This window comes from Micromonospora sp. C95, assembly GCF_018070465.1.
Classification (GTDB): Bacteria; Actinomycetota; Actinomycetes; order Mycobacteriales; family Micromonosporaceae; genus Micromonospora.
The window spans coordinates 105,971-125,885 of the sequence record NZ_JAGPXT010000005.1 but is presented as its reverse complement, the minus strand read 5'-3'; the positions used below and the strand labels follow the sequence as shown (position 1 = coordinate 125,885).

At 72.8% G+C, this 19,915-nt stretch carries 21 protein-coding genes; 15 read left to right on the top strand and 6 right to left on the bottom strand.

Annotation, left to right across the window (positions count from 1 at the left end; translation table 11 throughout):
* Window positions 1–16 precede the first annotated feature (16 nt).
* From KBX00_RS08405 to KBX00_RS29805, 4 genes are read left to right on the top strand one after another with little or no spacing between them, the layout of a single operon-like run.
* Window positions 17–502 (top strand): CarD family transcriptional regulator, encoded by a 486-nt coding sequence (locus KBX00_RS08405; protein ID WP_007073334.1) that lies wholly within the window; start codon window positions 17–19, stop codon window positions 500–502.
* Between the two features lie 56 nt (window positions 503–558).
* Window positions 559–1,254 carry a 2-C-methyl-D-erythritol 4-phosphate cytidylyltransferase gene (ispD, locus tag KBX00_RS08400; RefSeq protein ID WP_210824992.1) on the top strand — a complete coding sequence of 232 codons (696 nt, stop codon included), beginning with the start codon at window positions 559–561 and terminating at the stop codon, window positions 1,252–1,254.
* A gap of 16 nt (window positions 1,255–1,270) precedes the next feature.
* The gene (gene ispF / locus KBX00_RS08395) at window positions 1,271–1,753 is read left to right on the top strand and encodes a 2-C-methyl-D-erythritol 2,4-cyclodiphosphate synthase (protein ID WP_210824990.1); all 483 of its coding nucleotides are present in this window, start codon (window positions 1,271–1,273) and stop codon (window positions 1,751–1,753) included.
* Between the two features lie 10 nt (window positions 1,754–1,763).
* On the top strand, window positions 1,764–3,071 hold the full coding sequence (locus KBX00_RS29805) for a tetratricopeptide repeat protein (RefSeq protein WP_210824988.1): 1,308 nt from the start codon (window positions 1,764–1,766) through the stop codon (window positions 3,069–3,071).
* A gap of 5 nt (window positions 3,072–3,076) precedes the next feature.
* On the opposite strand, the gene KBX00_RS08385 is transcribed toward KBX00_RS29805, so the two are convergent.
* Window positions 3,077–4,243: a homogentisate 1,2-dioxygenase gene (locus KBX00_RS08385; protein WP_210824986.1), complete on the bottom strand. Its 1,167-nt coding sequence runs from the start codon at window positions 4,241–4,243 to the stop codon at window positions 3,077–3,079.
* 80 nt (window positions 4,244–4,323) lie between these two features.
* Between KBX00_RS08385 and KBX00_RS08380 the strand changes: the two genes are divergently transcribed.
* The 8 genes from KBX00_RS08380 to KBX00_RS08345 all read left to right on the top strand — a co-directional run bounded on the left by KBX00_RS08380 (window position 4,324) and on the right by KBX00_RS08345 (window position 11,208).
* Entirely contained in the window at window positions 4,324–5,190 is an 867-nt protein-coding gene (locus tag KBX00_RS08380; RefSeq protein WP_210824984.1) for a hypothetical protein, read from the top strand.
* On the top strand, window positions 5,187–6,401 hold the full coding sequence (gene fahA / locus KBX00_RS08375) for a fumarylacetoacetase (RefSeq protein WP_210824982.1): 1,215 nt from the start codon (window positions 5,187–5,189) through the stop codon (window positions 6,399–6,401). Before KBX00_RS08380 ends, fahA begins: the two co-directional genes overlap by 4 nt.
* Before the next feature lie 175 nt (window positions 6,402–6,576).
* On the top strand, window positions 6,577–6,786 hold the full coding sequence (locus KBX00_RS08370; protein WP_210824980.1) for a DUF397 domain-containing protein: 210 nt from the start codon (window positions 6,577–6,579) through the stop codon (window positions 6,784–6,786).
* A gap of 92 nt (window positions 6,787–6,878) precedes the next feature.
* Window positions 6,879–7,349 carry an SRPBCC family protein gene (locus KBX00_RS08365; RefSeq protein WP_210824978.1) on the top strand — a complete coding sequence of 157 codons (471 nt, stop codon included), beginning with the start codon at window positions 6,879–6,881 and terminating at the stop codon, window positions 7,347–7,349.
* 296 nt (window positions 7,350–7,645) lie between these two features.
* The gene (locus tag KBX00_RS08360; RefSeq protein ID WP_210824976.1) at window positions 7,646–8,896 is read left to right on the top strand and encodes a PQQ-binding-like beta-propeller repeat protein; all 1,251 of its coding nucleotides are present in this window, start codon (window positions 7,646–7,648) and stop codon (window positions 8,894–8,896) included.
* Between the two features lie 56 nt (window positions 8,897–8,952).
* Entirely contained in the window at window positions 8,953–9,489 is a 537-nt protein-coding gene (locus KBX00_RS08355) for a hypothetical protein (RefSeq protein WP_210824974.1), read from the top strand.
* Window positions 9,490–9,548: 59 nt separating this feature from the next.
* The gene (locus KBX00_RS08350) at window positions 9,549–10,091 is read left to right on the top strand and encodes a hypothetical protein (RefSeq protein ID WP_210824972.1); all 543 of its coding nucleotides are present in this window, start codon (window positions 9,549–9,551) and stop codon (window positions 10,089–10,091) included.
* 25 nt (window positions 10,092–10,116) lie between these two features.
* A complete protein-coding gene (locus KBX00_RS08345) occupies window positions 10,117–11,208 on the top strand; it encodes a hypothetical protein (protein WP_210824970.1) in 1,092 nt (363 codons plus the stop codon).
* Between the two features lie 66 nt (window positions 11,209–11,274).
* Here the strand turns inward: KBX00_RS08345 and hisC are convergent, their stop codons facing one another.
* Genes hisC through hppD form a run of 4 tightly spaced genes read right to left on the bottom strand, consistent with a single transcriptional unit; the run spans window position 11,275 to window position 15,338 of the window.
* Window positions 11,275–12,375 (bottom strand): histidinol-phosphate transaminase, encoded by a 1,101-nt coding sequence (hisC, locus tag KBX00_RS08340; RefSeq protein ID WP_210824968.1) that lies wholly within the window; start codon window positions 12,373–12,375, stop codon window positions 11,275–11,277.
* Complete coding sequence (locus KBX00_RS08335) at window positions 12,372–13,340, bottom strand: RDD family protein (RefSeq protein WP_210824966.1); 969 nt, start codon at window positions 13,338–13,340, stop codon at window positions 12,372–12,374. The genes hisC and KBX00_RS08335 overlap by 4 nt, the downstream gene beginning before the upstream one ends.
* 22 nt (window positions 13,341–13,362) lie before the next feature.
* Window positions 13,363–14,121 (bottom strand): RDD family protein, encoded by a 759-nt coding sequence (locus KBX00_RS08330; protein ID WP_210824964.1) that lies wholly within the window; start codon window positions 14,119–14,121, stop codon window positions 13,363–13,365.
* 11 nt (window positions 14,122–14,132) lie between these two features.
* Window positions 14,133–15,338 carry a 4-hydroxyphenylpyruvate dioxygenase gene (hppD, locus tag KBX00_RS08325; RefSeq protein ID WP_210824962.1) on the bottom strand — a complete coding sequence of 402 codons (1,206 nt, stop codon included), beginning with the start codon at window positions 15,336–15,338 and terminating at the stop codon, window positions 14,133–14,135.
* A 141-nt stretch (window positions 15,339–15,479) separates the two neighbouring features.
* Here hppD and KBX00_RS08320 point away from each other — a divergent pair, with 141 nt between their 5' ends.
* Entirely contained in the window at window positions 15,480–15,965 is a 486-nt protein-coding gene (locus KBX00_RS08320; RefSeq protein WP_210824960.1) for an Lrp/AsnC family transcriptional regulator, read from the top strand.
* Between the two features lie 6 nt (window positions 15,966–15,971).
* Here KBX00_RS08320 and KBX00_RS08315 read toward each other — a convergent pair whose 3' ends face one another.
* Entirely contained in the window at window positions 15,972–16,958 is a 987-nt protein-coding gene (locus tag KBX00_RS08315; protein ID WP_210824958.1) for a helix-turn-helix domain-containing protein, read from the bottom strand.
* Window positions 16,959–17,040: 82 nt separating this feature from the next.
* On the opposite strand from KBX00_RS08315, the gene KBX00_RS08310 reads away from it, so the two are divergent.
* Window positions 17,041–18,330 (top strand): MFS transporter, encoded by a 1,290-nt coding sequence (locus KBX00_RS08310; protein WP_210825259.1) that lies wholly within the window; start codon window positions 17,041–17,043, stop codon window positions 18,328–18,330.
* 110 nt (window positions 18,331–18,440) lie between these two features.
* Entirely contained in the window at window positions 18,441–19,877 is a 1,437-nt protein-coding gene (locus KBX00_RS08305) for a PQQ-binding-like beta-propeller repeat protein (protein WP_210824956.1), read from the top strand.
* The last annotated feature ends 38 nt before the right edge of the window (window positions 19,878–19,915 follow it).

Genomic DNA, 19,915 nt, shown 5'->3' with positions numbered 1-19,915 from the left:
AAGGGGTTTCGAACCTATGGTTTTCAGTGTCGGCGAGACCGTTGTTTACCCCCACCACGGGGCCGCACTCATCGAGGCAATCGAGACTCGGGTCATTAAGGGCGAGCCCAAGCAGTACCTCGTCCTGAGGGTCGCGCAGGGTGACCTGACGGTCCGGGTACCGGCCGAGAACGCCGAGATCGTGGGTGTGCGCGAGGTGGTTGGCGAAGAGGGCCTCGGCAAGGTCTTCGACGTTCTCCGGGCTCCGCACACCGAGGAGCCGACCAACTGGTCGCGGCGTTACAAGGCGAATCTGGAGAAGCTGGCCTCCGGCAATCCGCTGAAGGTGGCCGAGGTCGTCCGTGACCTGTGGCGTCGCGAACGGGAGCGGGGACTGTCCGCGGGTGAGAAGCGCATGCTCGCCAAGGCCCGCGACATTCTGGTCGGCGAGGTCGCGCTGGCCGAGAAGAGCACCAAGGACGAGGCGGAGACGTTGCTCGACAAGGTGCTGACGGAGGCCTAGTCCGCACCGCATCGTCGTACCCGATTCGTAGTGAACAAACCGTCGAGGACCGCGACGTGACCGCGCAGCTCAATCCGCGCGGTGACGTCGCGGTCCTCGTGCCTGCGGCCGGTTCCGGCGTACGCCTCGGCCCCGGTCGACCGAAGGCACTTCGGCTGCTGGCCGGTGAGCCACTGCTGGTGCACGCGGTCCGTCGGCTGGCCGAAGCCCCCTCGGTACACAGCATCGTGGTGGCCGCCCCGGTCGCGGAGGTCACCGCCGTGGGTGAGCTGCTCGCACCGGTCGCCCCGGTGACGGTGGTGCCCGGTGGCGCGGAACGGCAGTCCTCGGTGGCCGCCGCGCTCGCTGCGGTACCCGCCGGTCCCGCGATCGTCCTGGTGCACGACGCGGCCCGCGCGCTGGCCCCGCCCGCGCTGGTGGAGTCAGTGGCCGCTGCGGTGCGGGCCGGCCACGACGCGGTGATCCCGGTCCTGCCGGTCGTCGACACGATCAAGGAAGTCGACGGGGACGAGATGGTGCTCGGCACCGTCGACCGGGCCGCGTTGCGCGTCGTGCAGACCCCGCAGGGGTTCCGCCGGGAGGTGCTGACCGCCGCCCACGCCGCTGCCGCAGACGCCCTCACCGACGACGCCGGGTTGGTGGAGAAACAGGGCGTACCGGTGCACTGCGTACCGGGTTCGGAGCAGGCTTTGAAGGTCACCCGACCGTTCGACCTGGCGTTGGCCGAGCACCTGCTGGCGACCGGGCGGTAGCGCGTACCCTCGGCTCATGATCGTTCCTCGGGTGGCCATCGGGACCGACGTACACGCCTTCGAGGCCGGTCGGCCCTGCTGGGTCGCCGGGCTGCACTGGCCGGAACAGGACGGCCTGGCCGGGCACTCGGACGCGGACGTGGCCGCCCACGCCACCTGCAACGCGCTGCTCTCCGCCGCCGGCCTGGGCGATCTCGGCGCCAACTTCGGCGTCGGGCAGCCCGAGTGGGCCGGGGCCAGCGGGGTGGCCCTGCTCACCGAGACGGCCCGCCGGGTGCGCGCCGCCGGATTCGCCATCGGCAACGTGTCCGTGCAGGTGGTGGGGGTCCGTCCGAAGATCGGCCCGCGTCGGGACGAGGCCCAGCGGGTGCTGTCGGAGGCGGTCGGTGCACCGGTCACCGTCTCCGCCGCCACCACCGACGGCCTGGGCTTCACCGGGCGCGGCGAGGGGCTCGCCGGGATCGCGGTAGCGCTGGTGTACGAGCAGCCGAGCGCCTAGGCTCGCCGCGATGTCCGCCGACGTCCCCGCCGACCCGCCCGCTGCCGACGGCTATCTCGAACGCGCCACGCTCCTCGCCGAGTTGGGCCGCTACGACGAGGCCGTGGCCGAGCTGGGCTTCGCGTTGGCCCTCGATCCGGCCGACGCCACGATCTCGACGATGCTGGCCCGGGTGCAGCTGGCCGCCGGCCGGCCGGCCGAGGCGCTCGCTGCTGCCGAAACCGCAGTGGCCGCCGCGCCGGGGCAGGTAGGCCCACTGGTCGCTCGCGGGCTGGCCCTGGGCGACCTGGAAAGGTATGCCGAGGCCGCCCGTACCGCCGACGAGATCCTGGCCCTGGGGCCGGAGGACGCGCACGCCCAACGTAGTGCGGCGGCGATCCTGGCCGGCTCCCGCAACGGCCAGCCGGCGTTGAACGCGGCCTGGCGCGCCGTGGAGCTGGCCCCCGAGGAGCCGCAGGGGCACCTGGTGCTGGGCCTGGTCGCGGCCAACATGCGCATGTACGACCTGGCTGAGCGGGCCTACCGGGAGGCGCTGCGGCTGGACCCTCGGCTCGCGGAGGTGGGCGACGACGTCGGGGTACTGCGGCTGGAACAGCGCCGCTGGAGTTCCGCGCTGGAACGACTGGCCGAAGCGGCGGTGGCGAACCTGCCGCCGACCGACCCGCGCCGCGCCGACGAGGTACCGGACGAATCGGCCCGGCCGGACGAGGTCGGCGACGGTCCGGAGCGGCCCGGACGTGACCAGGACGAGTCGGGGCGTTCGGCTACCGGCGACGTCGACGCCAGCCGTCCCGGCGGACCGGAGGACCGCCCGAGCTGGCCGGTGCAGGGCGGAGACGTACCCACCGGCGGGCCGGTGACCGGCCGCGCCGCAGACCCGGAGCGGGGGCGGGGCGAAGCCTGGCCGACCGGGCCGGACCACCTCGGCACCGGGCCGGTCGTGGCACGCCAGCCGGTGCCGGCGGCACTGCGGCAGTTCGTGCTCTGGGGAGCCGGCTGGTCGGCGGTGGCCGCCCTCGTGGTCGCCTGTTCGACCGCGACCGGCTCCGGCTTCTCCCGGCTGTTGGCGGTGGTGGCGGCTGCTGGCGGTGGCATCGTGCTCCGGCAGCAGGCGTCCCGGCTGCCCGGACTGACCCGTACCGTCCTGCCTGTCCTTCGGCGTACCGATCGCCCGCTGGCCCTGGCCGTGTACGCCGCCGCAGCGGCGCCGGCGCTGATTCTGCTCTACGCCCTGCTCGGCACCCCGTGGCCGCTGGTCCTGGCCATCGCCATCGCCACCGCCGCCCGGCTGGCGATCGTCGGCCGACCGGTCGCCTGACCACCTCAGGGGCGGCGGGCCCAGGTCCAGGCGTATCCGTCGTCCTCGCACTCCGTCGCGGCGTCGCAGAGGTCGAGCGGGCGGAAGGTGTCGACCATGACCGCCAGTTCGTCGAAGAAGTCCACGCCGATGGCGCGTTCCGCCGCGCCTGGCTGCGGTCCGTGGGTGAAGCCGGACGGGTGCAGCGAGATGGAGCCCTGCTCGATTCCGGAGCCACGCCTCGCCTCGTAGTTGCCTCCGGTGTAGAAGAGCATCTCGTCGGAGTCGACGTTGTGGTGGTGGTACGGCACCGGGATGGCGTCCGGGTGGTAGTCGACCTTGCGGGGCACGAACGAGCAGATCACGAAGTTCGGGCCGGCGAAGGTCTGGTGCACCGGTGGCGGCTGATGGATCCGGCCGGTGATCGGCTCGAAGTCGTGGATGGAGAACGCCCACGGGTAGAGGTGCCCGTCCCACCCGACCACGTCGAACGGGTGGTTGGCGAAAACATGTCGCGTCCAACCGCGCCGATGACGGACCAATACCTCGACGTCAGTGCCGTCGACAAGCAGCGGGGCGTCCGGTCCCCGGACGTCGCGCTCGCAGTACGGCGAGTGTTCCAGGAACTGGCCGCGTACGGAGAGGTAGCGCTTGGGCGGGCCGATGTGCCCGGAGGCTTCCACCGCGAGCACCCGGGCCGGTGCGTCGCCGGTGGGCACCAGGCGGTGCACCGTCGAGGTCGGGATGATCACGTAGTCGCCGGCCACCGCGTCGAGTACCCCGAACGTCGACTCGACCCGCAGGGTGCCCGCCTCGACGTAGAGGCAGTGGTCGCCGGTGGCGTCCCGGAACAGCGGGGACGGTCGGTCGGCCACGACGTAGCCGATCCGCACGTCGTCGTTGGCGAGCAGGTACCGCCGGCCGAGGACCGGGTCGGCGCCGGTTCCGTCGAGCTTGTGGGTACGCAGGTGCCGGGGCTTGAGCGGCAGGTTCGGCATCCGGGCGACGGCCGGCGGGGTGAACTCCTCGGCGGCGACGATCGCGGTCGGGGCGTACCGGTGGTAGAGCAGGGACGAGTCGGAGGAGAAGCCCTCCTGCCCCATCAGCTCCTCGGTGTAGAGGCTGCCGTCCGGCTGCCGGAACTGGGTGTGGCGCTTGCGTGGCAGCTCGCCGACGCTGCGGTAGTACGGCATCTCGCCCTCCCGGTCCGCTGCGCGTCCGATAATCGGACGCTGTTGTCCGCTTCTTGAAGCGTCCCGTAGATTCTTGTCTCGTGTCAACGCAGCCGCCCACTCTTGTCGCCGGCCTGGTCGACGACGCCGCAGTCTTCCCGCCGGGCAACGCGCCGCTGTCCGAGGCCGTCACGGCCCACCGGCGGCACCGCGCCGCGTGGTACGCCGACCTGGTCGGCCCGCTGCTGCTGCCCGCCTCGGCGATCACGGCGGGCGCGCTGAGCGGTCTGGTCGACCCCGAGGAGGGCTTCGCCATCGGGCTGATCGGTGACACCGGTCTCGACCGGCTGCCCGTCGCGTTGTCGTTGCTGCCCGCGCTCGGGGTGACCACTCGGCAGGTCGAGGCGCCGGTCGCCCGCCGGGGCGAGGACCCGCAACCTGGCCTTACCGAGCTGGTGAAGCTGGCCGAGCGGCTGGACGGCGTTGCTGTCTACGCGGAGATCCCGCTCACCTTCGGTCTGATGGGCGCGCTGGACGTGATCGCCGATGCGCGGGCCCGAGGGGTGTCGGTCGCCGCCAAGTTCCGCACCGGTGGGCTGGCTGCCGAGCTGTTCCCGACGCCCGCCGAACTGGCCGCGGTGATCTGTGCCTGCCGGGACCGGAGGCTGCCGTTCAAGCTGACCGCCGGGCTGCACCACGCGGTGCGGCACGTGGACCCGGAGACCGGCTTCACCCACCACGGGTTCGGCAACGTGCTCGCCGCGGCCCTGGCCGCCGCCGACGGCGCGACCGTCGGTGCCGTCGCCGAACTGCTCACCGTGCGCGACGAGCGCCCGCTGGTGCAGGCGGTCGAGGGCCGGTACGACGCGGCGCGTCCGCTGTGGGTGGGGTTCGGGTCGTGCAGCATCGTGGAACCACTTACCGATCTGGTCCGGCTCGGGCTGGTGAACGGAGGCTTCGAGGCATGAGCGAGCATCGGCTGGCGAGCTGGGTGCCGGGTGTGGCGGATTCCGGTTACGACGTGCACCACCTGCCGTACGGGGTGTTCCGGGTGGGCGACGACGAACCGCGAATCGGCGTACGTGTCGGCGATCTGGTGCTGGACCTGGCCGGCGCGGAGGCCGCGGAGCTGGTGCTGGCCGGTGGGGCGCTGCGCCGGCCGACGCTCAACGCGTTCCTGGCACTCGGGCGCCCGCAGTGGACCGCGGTGCGGGATCGGATCACCGAGCTGCTCACCGACCCGGCGCACCGGGCGGCGGTGGAGCCGCTGCTGGTGCCGGTGGGCGAGGTGCGGATGGAGTTGCCCTTCGAGGTGGCCGACTACGTCGACTTCTACTCCTCGGAACACCATGCGTCGAACGTCGGCCTGATCTTCCGTCCCGGCCAGCCGCCGCTGCTGCCGAACTGGAAGCATCTGCCGATCGGCTACCACGGCCGGGCCGGCACGGTGGTGGTCTCCGGCACCCCGGTGGTGCGCCCACAGGGGCAGCGACCCAGCCCGGACGGGCCGACGTTCGGCCCGTCCGCGCGGCTGGACATCGAGGCCGAGGTCGGGTTCGTGGTCGGCGTGCCGAGCCCGCTCGGCCGCCGGGTGGCCGCCGAGGACTTCGCCGATCACGTCTTCGGTGTGGTGCTCGTCAACGACTGGTCGGCGCGGGACATCCAGGCGTGGGAGTACCAGCCGCTCGGGCCGTTCCTCGGCAAGTCGTTCGCCACCTCGGTCGCCGCCTGGGTCACCCCGCTGGACGCGCTGCGGGAGGCGTTCGTCGCCGGCCCGACGCAGGATCCGCCGGTGGCCGACTACCTGCGCGACGAGCCGCACCGGGGGCTGGACCTGCGGCTGAAGGTGATCTGGAACGGGCAGGCGGTGAGCGAGCCGCCCTTCGCCGGCATGTACTGGACCCCCGCCCAGCAGTTGGCGCACCTGACCGTCAACGGTGCCTCGCTGCGCACCGGCGACCTCTACGCCTCTGGCACCGTCTCCGGCGCTCGACGCGACCAGGTGGGCTCGTTCCTGGAACTCAGCTGGGGCGGCACCGAGCCGGTCACCGTGGGCGGGACGGAACGCACCTTCCTGGCCGATGGTGACACGGTGACGATCACCGCCACCGCACCCGGCCCGGACGGCACCACCCTCACGTTGGGCGAGGTCACGGGCACCGTCCTGCCGTCGAACTGACCTGAACCCGACAGCTGTCCTTGATCGCACAGCGGGTGCGATCAAGGACCGTCACCGTCTTCGTTGATCGCCTCGGAATTCCGTCGCCATGCCGCGCCGGGCCGACCGGTGCCCCCCTTTCCGGTCGGCCCGGTTCCGGCTGGCGCAACGTCGAGAACTGAGGGAGATGACGACGATGCACGATCTCGTGGACGCGGTCTGGCGGACCAGCAGCCGCTCCAACGACCAGGGTCTCTGCGTGGAGGTGGCCGACAACCTGGCCGCCGTGCACGGTGTGGTGGGTATCCGCGACTCGAAGGACCAGACCGGACCGGTGCTCGTGGTGAGTCCACCGGGCTGGACCGCATTCGTCGACGCGATCCGGGATGGTCGGTTCGTCGGCTGATGCCCGTAGCAGGGGTCTCCGGCGGAGGATTCTCCGTACGGGGACCCCGAGCCATGCTCACGCCGCGTACCGTCGGTGCCACGGGAGGTGGCATGTCGACCGTTGCGGTCAACGGGGTGGTCGCGGCATCCGCAGCCGAGCTGTGGCGGGTGCTCACCGACCTGTCCCGGTCCAGGTGCGGTGATCGACCCGTGCAACTGCTGACGCCGGGTCCGCTCGGCCCGGGTACGTCCTGGCGGGAGCTCCGGACCAGACCGGGCGGCGGCGTGATGGCCGAGGAGTTCGTCGTGTTGGCCGCCGAGCCGCCCCGGCGGCTGGTCCTCGGTTCGCCCGGTGCGGGAGTCGACTACCGGATCACCTGGGCGCTACGAGACTTCCATCGTCGTGGACGCCGCTACGCCTCCGTGACGGTGACGGTGCGGGTTCAGCCGGCCGCGGCCACCACCCGGGCGCTGGCACTGTTGCTCGGCGGGCTGGCGGTGCGAGCGGCAGAGCGGGTGCTGCGGCAGGACATAGCCGCCCTGGCCGCCGCGGCCAGTGCCCACCACGCCGACGCCGCCTGACCGCCGCCGCCCACGCCCGCTCCGGCTCGGAACCGGGCGGGTGTTGTTCTCGCGAGTTGCGGCAAGCAGTGGCCTCAGCCCATCGAGAGGCCGCGGGATGCCGCATGTCGCGACGAGCCAGCGGCGAATTCGGCTCGGCAGGCTCGGCGGCTCCTCGGCTCGGCGGGCGGTGGGCGGTGGGCGGTGGGCCTGGCAGGGCCTCGGGGCCAGGGGTGGGCCCGGAGGCGGCAGCAGACCCACTCCCGCGCCGCTGGCCATGGCGCTGCCCTGGGTAGGGTGCCGTGCGGAGGTGCGGCATGGGGTGGGCGGCGGGTCGTCGGCGGGTCGTGGCGGCGGTGGCGGCGGTGGGTGTCGCCGCGGCGGCCGGGGTCATCGCGTACCGGGTCCTGGCGCCGGCGGAGGTGAGCACCCCTGCCCGGGACGACTACCCGGCGCGGAGCTTGCCTGACCCGGGGGTGACCGGTCGCCTGCCGGTTGCTCCGCTGATCGTCGACGGCCGGCTACGGGTGTATGCCGCCCCTCGGCAGGTGTACGCCGACCAACCGGTCGACAGCCGCAGCCGACGTACCCCGTACTGGTCCTTCCGGCGCTGGCCGGCGAGCCTGGACGCGGTGGTGGCGAGCGGAACGACGGTGGTGAGCCGGTGGTCGGACGGGCAGCTCGTGGCGATCGACGCGCGTACCGGTCGGGTGGCCTGGCGGGCGGAGGGGCCGGAGCCGGCGGCGGAGCGGGTGGCGCGACGCACCGGCACGGCCGTCGTCTGGCAGCCGAGCGGCCTCGCGGTGAGCCGGACCACCGACGGCCGCCACGTGGTCGTCAGCTCCGGCGACGGTGCGGTCCAGGCGGTCGACCTGGCCGACGGTGGGCCGCTGTGGCGGGCGGCGGTGCGCGCCGGCTGCCGTGAGCCGGTCGGGGTCGGCTCCGGTGGTCGGCTGCTGACCGTGGACGACTGCGACGGGCCGGCGGTGGTGGAGTTTCGGGACACCGCGACCGGCGTGGTGACGGCCAGGTGGCGACCGCCGGACGCCGGTGACGAGCTGACCACCACGTTGCTCGGCTGCCGGCCGGACGGTGACGGCTGTGCCGGGCTGCGCACCGCCCGCCCCGGCGACGGCCCCGCGCAGGGTTGGCTGCTCGGCCCGGAGCATCCGGTCCAGGTGCCGGCGCTCGACGGTGCGGGCACCGAACTGGTGGACGGGACGGCGGTGCGCCTGGTCGACGGGGTGGTCATCGGCGAGACCGTTCCCGGTGGTGCGGAACGCTGGCGGGTCGAGATGGGCCCGGGTCGGGTGATCGCGGTGCAGCCCGGTCGGGTGCACCTGCTCACCGAGGCGAACGAACTCGTCACGCTGGACCCGGTCACCGGCACGCGACTGTCCGGCTTCGTTCTCGACATCGGCTCCGACGGTACCGGCTGGGCACCGGGCGATGCGTACGCGGCCGACGGGTTCGTGGTGGTGGAGCGGCTGCGCCGGCCGGTCGATCCTGACGCTGACGACCAGCGGTACTACCTGACCGCCGAATCGTTGATCGTCGCCGCGACGTGACGATCAGCGGTGCGGTCAGATCGACAAAACGGACATAAGTTACTTATAGTCCCACTGTGCGTCTCTTGGCAGCCCTGCTGGGCGTGATCATTATTCTCGTCGGTGCCGCTCCGGCGGAGGCCGCTGCTCCGGTCGGGCGGACCGTCCAGTTGGCCGCGACGCCGGGGGTGGACATCACCGTGCCGGCGACGGTCAACCTCGGCACCGCCTTCGTCGGCGGGGTGCTGACCGGGTCGCTGGGACGGGTCGAGGTGACGGACTTCCGTGGCCCGGTCAACCCGAACACCTGGGTGGCCACCGTCTCCGCCACCGTCTTCACCACCGGCGGGGGTGGGGCGCAGCGGACCATCTCCAACGCCTCGGTCTTCTACTGGTCGGGGCCGGCGGTGCAGAGTACCGGTGGCGGCACGCTGGTGCCTGGTCAGCCCACCCAGGCGCAGGCGGTGGCGCTGAACGTGACCCGTCAGGCGTTCCGGAAGACCTCCGGCAACGGGAACAACCGGGTCGCCTGGAACCCGAGCCTCCGGATCGTCGTGCCGACCGGGATCGTGGCCGGAACCTATCGGGGCACCATCACCCACTCTGTCACCTGATGAGTGATTTGCCTATTAATGACGTATATAGCCGGTTTCGGGGTTCTAGCGTGACCGGCATGAGGAAGCCACTTCTTACCCTGACCGCCGCCGCGGCGGCTGTGGTGGCCCTGGCGGCACCCGCCGCCGCCGCCCCGTCCGGCGACACCATCGTGACCTTCACGGTCGCCACCGCGAACCTGGACATCTCCGTCCCGGCGTCGGTGAACCTCGGCGCCGCGTTCGCCGGCAACTCCATCACTGGCGAACTGGGCAATGTCACCGTCACGGACAGCCGTGCCGCCCTGAACGCCATCTGGACGGCCACGGTGACCAGCAGCTCGTTCACCACCGGCACTGGCACGCCGGAGGAGACGATCCTGCCGAACCTGGTCGAGTACTGGTCCGGCGGCGCCATCGAGACGACCGGTACCGGAACCTTCGTGCCCGGACAGCCGACCCAGGCCGACGCGGTCACGCTGAACGTGTCGCGGGTCGCCTTCTCCAAGACCTCCGGCTCCGGCAACAACTCCGCGACCTGGGCACCGGACATCCGGATCACCATCCCGGGGGGAGCGGTCGGTGGCTCGTACTCGGGGGTGATCACCCATTCGGTGGCATGACCGGGTCAGCGCCCTCGCCCTGGCCGTGACCGTCCTGGTCGCGGCCGGGGCGCCGGCGTCGACCGCAGCCGGGGCGGTGCCGGTGCCCCGGGCGGTGGCCCGCGCCGAACCGGCTCCGCCCGACGTCGTCGACGTGCCGGCGGCCGACCGACGGGACGGCCGATCCAAATCGCCACAGCCGAGCGGCAGCGCCTCGCCGAGCCCCAGCGGCCCCGCCGTCTCGGTCGGAGTGCGCCTGCTCGACGCGCCGCTGAACCGCCGCGACGACTCCCGGGCGCACAAGTACATCGTCGACCACGTCAAGCCCGGCACCACGATCAAGCGACGCATCGTGGTCAAGAACTCCTCTGAGGTCCAGCGCAAGGTCGCGCTCTACGCCGCCGCGGCGGCGGTGACGAAGAAGGGCTTCGTCATCGCGCCGGACCGGACCGAGAACGAGCTGAGCAGCTGGATCAGGGTGGAGCCCGGCGAGGAGGCGCTGGCCGCCGGTGAGGAGGCGGAGGCGCTTGTCACCATCCGGGTGCCGCGCGCCGCCGAAGCCGGCGAGCGGTACGCGGTGGTCTGGGCCGAGATCTCGGGCACGGACGGCCAGCAGATCCGCAACGTGGGTCGCGCCGGCATCCGGGTCTACCTCTCGGTGGGTCCCGGCGGCGAGCCGCCGTCCGGCTTCGAGATCGGGCCGCTGACCGGCCTGCGGGAGCCCGACGGCACGCCGGTCGTCACCGCCGACGTGCGCAACACCGGCAAGCGGGCGCTCGACCTGGCCGGCGAACTCCGGCTCACCGACGGACCGGGTGGTCTGTCCGCCGATCCGGTCCGGGTCGAGGCCGCGACGCTGCCGCTGAACGGCAGCACCACCGTCCGTATCGCGCTCGACCCTCGCCTGCCCGACGGGCCCTGGTCGGCAAAGCTCGACCTGGCCAGCGGCTGGACGAAGCGCAGCGCCAGCGGCACGGTCAGCTTCGGCGGCACGACCATCCCGGCGGCGGCCAGCGCCGACCGGTCGAGCACGGTGCTGGCCGGCGGACTTGTCGCCTCCGGGCTGGTGCTGGCGCTGCTGTTCGGCCTCGCGTACCGGCGGCGGTCGCAACAGCGGGAGCCGGTGCCGCAGGGGTAGGAGACTCCGGGCCGGTCCGCTGGGGGATGGCGGACCGGCCCGGTAGCTCCTCGGTGCGTCCGGGCGTCAGCCCAGGGCGGCCTCGGCTGCCGCCAGGAAGGCGTCGTTCTCGGTCGGGGTGCCGATGGTGACCCGCACCCCGTTGCCGGGGAACGGACGAACGATCACGCCCCGCGACTCGCACGCCTTGCCGAACTCCACGGACCGGTCACCAAGCGGCAGCCAGACGAAGTTGGCCTGGCTGGCCGGCACGCCGGGAACGAGCTTGCTCAACGCCTCGCCGACGCGCTCGCGTTCGGCCACCACAAGCGCGCACCGCCGACGCACCTCGTCGGCCTGGGCCAGCGCGGCCAACGCGCCCGCCTGTGCCGCCATGCTCGTGGAGAACGGCGTGACGACCTTGCGGACCGCCGCCGCCACCTGCGGCTGCGCGACCAGGAAGCCGATCCGCAGGCCGGCCAGCCCCCACGCCTTGGACAGCGTACGCAGCACCGCCACGTTCGGCCGGTCGGCGTAGTCCAGCCCGTCCGGCACCTCCGGGTCGGTGACGAACTCCCGGTACGCCTCGTCGATCACCACAAGCACGTCGTCCGGTACGGCGTCGAGGAAGCGGTCCAATTCGGCCCGGCGTACCGCCGTGCCGGTCGGGTTGTTGGGGTTGCAGACCAGGATCATCCGGGTGCGGTCGGTCACCGACGCGGCCATCGCCGCCAGGTCGTGCCCGTGCCCGGCGTCGTTGGCCACCTGCACACTCGTCGCGCCGCTGGTCGCCGCGATGATCGGGTACGCCTCGAAGGAGCGCCACGAGTAGACGAGTTCGTCGCCGGGCAGGCAGGTGGCGCGGACCAGGTGCTCGGCCAGCGCCACCGAGCCGCAGCCGGTCGCCACCCGGTCGACGTCCACCCCGTACCGCTCGGCGAGCGCCTGGCGGAGCGCGACCACGCCCATGTCCGGGTAGCGGTGCACTCCGGCGACCGCCTCGGCGACCGCCTCCACCACACCGGGCAGCGGGCCGTACGGCACCTCGTTGCTGGCCAGCTTGATCGCCTCGGGCAGACCCAGCTCACGGGCCAGGTCGGCCGGGCTGCGGCCGGGCACGTAGTTGGGCAGCGCGTCCAGGTCGGCGCGGGTCAGCCGCACCCCGGCCTGGTGTGTTCGGTCGGTCATGAGATCTCTCCCGGGGGGTTGGCGCGGTCGTCGGGGGTACGCGGAAGCTGAACCACGACGGTCTGCGCCCGCTTGTCGTGCAGTGCCTGCCGTAGCGGATGGTCGAACAGCGGTGAGAGCGCGTCGATCAACTGGAGCAGCAGGCCGAGGCCGCAGCAGTACCAGAGCAGCGTGGGCAGGCCGAGGGTGTTCCAGCGGCGCAGCGCCCGGCCGAAGCCCAGCGGCCGGTCCGCCTCGATCGGCACCGCCCGGACCCGCAGCAGCCGCTTGCCGAAGGTCTGCCCGCGGGCGGCCATCGACGGCACCTCGTACGCCAGCCAGAGCGAGGTGGCGATGAGCAGGATCGTCACCACCAGCGCGCCGGCCTGGTCGCCGGCGGCGGGCAGCGGCTCGGTGGTGCGGTCCTGGTCCTGCACCCGGCGCCAGAACTCGTCGAGTGGTGCCGAGAGTTCCTGAAGATAGCGCCAGACGAACCAGCCGTTGACCAGGGCGTTGAGCAGGAAGACGACGCCGAAGTCGATCAGCCGGGCCGCCAGCCGGGCACCGAACGAGGCCAGCGGCATCCCGTGTGGGCGAGGGGCCGGCGGACGTCCAGGCCAGGTCGGGTACGGCCAGCCGGGCGGCGGCCCCTGCGGCGTGTCACCTGTCGGCCAGGCCGGCGGCGCGCCCGTAGATCCCTGACCGCCGGGCCAACCCGGTGGCGCCCCGCCGCCCAGCTGCCCGGTCGGCGGGCCCTGCGGCCAGGTGGCCGACGGGGTGCCGCCGGAGGGCAGGTCGGCTGCGGGTGGTGCCGAGGTGGACACCGGCGAGGTGGGCTCCGGTGCCGGCTCCGGCTCGGGCGGGGGTGGGCCGTCGGGCGGCGTGGCGTCCACCGGGATGGGCGCACCGATCCACCCCTCACCGTCCCAGTATCTGCGGGTTTCCGGGTCGGCGGGGTCGACGTACCAACCGGGTGCCACGCTCACGGCGCGGCCTCGCTGCGCTCAGTCACCTCGACACCTTAACGACGACGGTGCCGGCGAACTTGTCGTGGAGGCACTGCTGCCAGGGCTTGTCCCACAACTGCCAGAGGCCGTCGACGTAACTGCCACCGGGCACCAGGGAGCCGCCGACGAACTGTACGAGGTACCGCTTCCCGGCCGTCCGACGGTCGAGGGTGCGGGTCGGGTCGAGGGGGACCACCCGCAGCTTCAGCACCTTCTTACCCAAGGTCTGCCCGGTTCGCTTGAGGTACTCCACGTGGTAGAGCCAGTAGATCCCGAACATGATCACGATGGACGCGGCCTGGAGCAGCAGCATCGGCAACAGGATCTCCACGACGAACAACCCGGGCTCCGTCACGGTGCCGTCCGGGTCGGTCTCCGGATCCATGGCCAGGACCCGGGCCATGAAGATCACGAGAAGCGGCACGAACACCACCAACAGGGCAGCGCCGGCGATGGCCGTGTCGATCAGGTACGCCAGCAGCCGGTCACCGAAGCTGGCCAGCGGCTGCCCACCCGGCCCCAGGACCGGCGGTGGCGGTCCGGCAGCCCACTGCGGGGGCGGCTGACCCGGAGGCCAGCCCGGCGGCGGGCCACCGGGGACGCCCGGTGGGGGTGGTCTGCCGGCCCAACCCGCGGGGGGTGGGGCGTACTGCGGCGGGAGGCCGGTGGGCGGCGGGGCGTCACCGGCGGCGGGCGGCGGCCCACCGATCGGTGCGCCGCCGCCCGCCGGCGACGTGGGGTGGGGTGGGGGCTGGGTCACGCTCGACAGTGTTACAGGTTGCCGCGCTTCTCCTGCTCCCGCTCGATGGCCTCGAAGAGCGCCTTGAAGTTGCCCTTGCCGAAGCCGAGCGAGCCGTGCCGCTCGATCAGCTCGAAGAAGACCGTCGGCCGGTCCTGCACCGGCTTGGTGAAGATCTGCAGCAGGTAGCCGTCCTCGTCCCGGTCGACCAGGATCTTGCGGGACTTGAGTTCCTCGATCGGTACGCGTACCTCACCGATGCGGGCCCGCAGCTCCGGGTCGTCGTAGTACGAGTCAGGGGTTTCCAGGAAGTCGACGCCGGCCGCCCGCATCGCGTCCACGCTGGCCAGGATGTCGTTCGTGGCCACGGCGATGTGCTGGGCACCGGGGCCCCGGTAGAACTCCAGGTACTCGTCGATCTGGGACTTCTTCTTGGCGATGGCCGGCTCGTTGAGCGGGAACTTCACCTTGCGGGTGCCGTTCGCGACGACCTTGCTCATCAGCGCCGAGTAGTCGGTGGCGATGTCGTCGCCGATGAACTCGGCCATGTTCGTGAAGCCCATGACCCGGCGGTAGAAGTCGACCCACTCGTCCATCCGGCCCAGCTCCACGTTGCCGACCACGTGGTCGACGGCCTGGAAGAAGCGCTTCGGCTGGACCCCGGCGTCGATCATCGGCTGCCGGTCCACGATCGGGCCCCGGCTGGCGAAGCCGGGCAGGAACGGGCCCTGGTAGCGGGACCGGTCGATGAGCGTGTGCCGGGTGTCGCCGTAGGTGGCGATGGCGGCCAGTCGTACGGTGCCGTGCTCGTCGGTCACGTCGTGCGGCTCCACCAGGCCGGTCGCGCCCTGCGCGGTGGCGTGCGCGTACGCGGCGTCGACGTGGGGCACCTCAAGCGCGATGTCGCTGACGCCGTCGCTGTGCCGGGAGACGTGATCGGCACCCTCGGCGTCCGGGCGTACCGCGCCGGTGAGCACGAACCGCGCCGACCCGCTGGTCAGCACGTACTCGGCGTGGTCGCGGTAGCCCTGCTCGGGCCCCCGGTACGCGACGCAGGTCATGCCGAACGCGGTGGAGTAGTAGTGCGCGGCCTGCTTGGCGTTGCCCACCAGGAAGCGCACGTGGTCGAGGCCCTTGACCGGGAACGGGTCCTTGCTGGTGTCGTGGTCGACGGCGCCGACGAGGGCGTCGACGTCCACCTCCTCGGTCGGCTGGGGTCGGTCGATCGCCTGGGTCATGGTGGCCTCCCTCGCGTACCGGCCGGCCTGGTGGGCCGACGGGATCGTGTGCTGTGTGCCGAGCATCGCGGGGACCGGCCGCACTGGGCAACCCTCGCGGCGAACGCTGGTCAGGTTGCGCAAACGGTATGGTGTTCACGCATGAACACTGGTCAGATTGCTCAGCTCGATGAGCTGGACGTGCGACTCATCGAACTGCTCGCCGAGGAACCCCGGATCGGCGTGCTGGAGTGCTCGCGCCGGCTTCGGGTCGCCCGGGGGACCGTCCAGGCGCGGCTCGACAAGCTGGTCGGGCGGGGGGTCATCGCCGGGTTCGGGCCGGATCTCGGCCCGGCCGCGCTGGGCTTCACGGTGACCAGCTTCGTCACCCTGGAGATCAGCCAGCGGCACGGGCACGACCCGGTCACCCGGCATTTGGCGGCGATCCCCGAGGTGCTGGAGGCGCACACCATCACCGGCTCGGGCGACCTGCTCTGCCGGATCGTGGCCCGCTCGAACACCGACCTCCAACGGGTGATCGACCAGATCGTGGCGTACGAGGGGATCACCCGCGCCTCCACCATCATCGCGCTCGCCGAGCAGATCCCCTACCGGGTCCTGCCACTGCTGCGCTCGGCGGTGCGGTGAGTCCGGTCAGTTCTCCGCAAGCGTGTCGCCCAGCGGGGTACGGCGGTAGCGGACCGACCGGCCGGAGCGGACCCGGGTGATCAGGCCCGTGTCGCGCAGCACCGACAGGTGGTCGCCGACGCCGCCCAGGCTCATCCCGAGTTGCACGACGAGCTGGCTGGTCGTGGCGGGCAGGGCGAGCGCCCGCAGCACCGCCGCCCGGGACCGCCCGACCAGCCGGTCCAGCGCATCCTCGGGGCGGCCCGGGTCGGGCGGCCCGAGCAGTTCGGCCACCCCGGAGGCCCGGTAGACGATCGCGAACGGCCACGGCGGCTCGACGTAATTGATCATCATCCCGAAGACCGTGGGGATGAAGAGCAGCCCCTGACCGCCGAGCGAGTAGCTGCGGGAGTCACGGTCGGCCACCTCGATCGCGCCGAGGCCGCCGCCGGAGACCCAGCGCAGCCTCGGGTCCAGGTCCGCCACGGCGGCCCCCCAGCCGTACGCGAGCAGGCGGCCCGCGCGATGTACCAGATCCCGCTCCAGCACGGCCCGCAGTCGCGGCCAGTCCGGCTGGACCAGGGCCGTCCAGGACGCCTCGATCGCGTCGGCCAGCCGGTCCACGACATCCGGCGCGTCGTAGATGCGGCGGGCGTACGCCGGTGGGGTGGGCAGTCCGGCGAGGTTGCGGGACAGCTCGTCGCGGGCCTGCCCGAGCGGCGTGGCCCGGACCACGGCCAGCTCGTCGGCGAAGGTGCGGCCGATGCCGCCGGGGGGCGGCTGGATGAAGTCGGCGTTGTAGCCACCCCGGCGCAGCAGCGCCATCAGCGCGCCCACCGCCGGGCAGTCCCGGCGCAGCTGCTCGAAGACCGGCCGGGTACGGGCCACCCAGGGGGCCAGCCCCGGTACGGCGTGCTGGCCGGCGTGCACCCGCAGCGCCCAGACCGCCTCGCCCAGTGGCGAGATGGCGTACCGGCTGGCCGCCACGTCCGCCGGGGTGACCTCGATCCGCATCGTCCGACCTTTCGTTCTCCAGCGAAAGGATAGAGCGCTCCGGTACGGGCCCACCAGGCTGACTGGCGTGAACGACACCAGCATGGGCGGTCCGGCCCTGGCCGACCGGCCAGCCACCTTCCGGGACGTGTTCGCCGTCGCCGAGTTCCGGGCGATCTTCGCGAGCTACGGGATCTTCATCATCGGCGAGACGGTGAAGATGCTCGCCCTCTCCGTCCTCGTCTACGAGCGCACCGGCTCCGGCCTGCTGGCCGCGCTCGCGTACGTCACCGGGTTCCTGCCGCACGCGCTGGGTGGGCTGTTCCTGCTGGCCCTGGCCGACCGGTGGCCGGCCCGCACCCTGATCGTCGGCTACGACCTGGTGCGGCTCGCCGTGGTGGTGGTACTCGCCACCGGTGCGCTCTCCCCGCCGGCCATGCTCGGCCTGGTCGCCGTGGTGGCCCTGTTCGGGCCGGTGAGCAGCGCCTCCCGCACCGCGCTGCTGCCCGAGGTGCTGCACGGCGACGCGTACGTGCTGGGTCGTTCGCTGCTCACCGTGGCCTCCGGCGGCACGCAGGTGGCCGGTTTCGCCGTCGGTGGTCTGCTGCTCGGGCTGGTCGGCCCGTACGGCGCGCTCTGGCTGACCGCGGTGACCTGTGGCCTCTCCGCGTTGCTGGTGCGGTTCGGGCTGACTCCTCGTCCCGCCCGCGCCCGCCGCCCGGTTGCCGGCCGGCAACCGGGCGCGTTCCGGGAGACCCTGCGGGTGAACCGGCGGTTGCTGGCCGATCGCCGGATCCGTGGCCTGCTGCTCGCTCAGTGGCTGCCCGGATCGCTGCTGGTCGGCGCCGAGGGGGTGGCGGTGCCGTACGCGGCCGACCTCGGGCCGGGTGCCAGCGCCGGCGTCCTGCTGATGGCGGGTGCGGGCGGCATGCTCGTCGGTGACCTGCTGGTCGGGCGGTTCGTGGCACCGGCCCGGCGGGAACGCCTGACGCCGTGGCTCGCGCTGCTGTTGGGCGTACCGATGCTGGCCTTCCTGGCCCGGCCGGCGCTGCTGCCCGCGGCGGCCCTGTTCGCAGTGGCGACCGCCGGCTTCGCCTACCAGCTCGGACTGGCCCGGCGGTTCCTCGACGCGGTACCCGAGGCGCGCCGGGGGCAGGCGTTCGGCCTGGTCAACACCGGCATGATGGCGGCGCAGGGGCTGGCCGCCGCCGGGGCCGGCGCGCTGAGCGAGGTGCTCGCCCCGGGTGTGGTGATGGCGGGCGCCGGGGCTGCCTCGCTCGTCGCGACGCTGACCCTGTGGCCGGTCCTCGCTCCCGACGGCCGGCGCTCTCCGGCCCTCCCGGCGGAACCCCCGCCGACCGAGCCCGCTGCGACGGTGCCCGCTGACCGCTGAGTCGACCCCACGGTCCGCGCGACGGCCGGTGGGGTCGCCCACGCGATCTTCCCGGCGCGACACGCGGGGCGGTGCGGGCGGTGCTCGGCGCGGATGGCTACCGTGTTCCGGTGGCGAAGGGGAGCGGCCTCGGCGTACGAAGCTGGCTCCTGCTCGGCCTGATCACGGTGGTGGTGCTCGCCGCTACCGGAGTCTGGAACCCGTTCCCCACCATGTGGGACTGGGTCAACCGGCCCCAACCGATCTCCCAGCCGGACGTGGTCTGGCAGCAGCGGATCGGTGGCACCCCGCGCAGCGTCACCATCGCCGGGGAGACCGTGGTGATCGAGCAGCGCACCCGGGTGGAGGCCCGCAGCCTGGCCACCGGCACCCAGCTCTGGGAGCGCAAGGCCGACTGGAGCGCGGTCACCGGCGCCGGGCAGGAAGCCGTCGTCGTCGTGGGCAAGCTGCTGGTCAAGGGGTACGAGGTGCTCGACCCGACCACCGGGGTGACCCGTCGCCGCGACGACGACGCGGTGGCCGTCTGGACCTACCGCAACCTGCTGCTGGACGCCCGCTGCGTGGAGGCCACCGACTGCACGTTGAGCGCCTGGGACCCGCGCGGGACCGCGCCGCTGTGGACCGCCTTCCTGCCCGGGGTGAGCACCGGCCTGCTCGCCGACAACCCGAACCTGCTCGACACCCGGCGACTCACCAGCCACCGGATCGACGGCGAGGTGGCCGGCCCGGAGGCGGTACCGCCGCTGCTCGGCTTCCCGGTCGACGGCCGAGTGCACGTGGTGGACACCGCCACCGGCCGGGTGCTCCAGAACGTCGAACCCGGCCGGGAGGAGCGGCTCGCCGTGATCGGTGGGCGCCTGTTGCGGATCACCGCCCGGTCGCAGGACGGCAGTTGCTACTACGCCGTCTCCGGTCGGGACTCGGCCACCGGCCAGGAGGCGTGGCAGCAGTCCGGGCTCAACCTCCGCACCGCAGACAGCGCCGGCTGCGTGCAGCGGGAGGACCCGTACGGTGCCCGCAACGTGCTGCTCGGCGTATCGCCGGACGGCCGGGAGGCGGTCCTCGACGGGTACGACGGGCGACTGTTGCTGGTCACCGCGAACGGCGAACGGGTGCTCGCCGTCGACGACCGGTACGCGCTGGTCCGCACCGCCGACGGTGCTGCCGTCTCCGCCCGAGAACTCGGCGCCGAGCGCACCCGGTGGAAGCGGCCGGCGGGAAACAAGGCGGGTGCCGCCCTCACCCCGTACGCGGCGATCGTCGCCGACGAGAAGCCCAACCGGCTGGTCGCGCTCGATCCGCGTACCGGGCGGGAACTGGCCGTGCTGCGCACCTCGGCGAACGCCCTGGCGGTGGGGCCCGCCGGCATGGTGATCGGGGAGGGCCGGGAGATCGGGTACGTCCGCTTCGGTGCGACCGCCGGCGGCACGCCGGGTGCGGCCGACGGGGCGAACCCCGGGCCCGCCGGCAGCGGCGCGGCGCCGCAGCCGCAGGACAGTTGCGGTCCCAAGAACGAGCTGTGCGCCGCACCTGACCCCCGTAAATGAGCGCGCCCCCCGGCGGGTGGGACGGACCAGACTCTCTG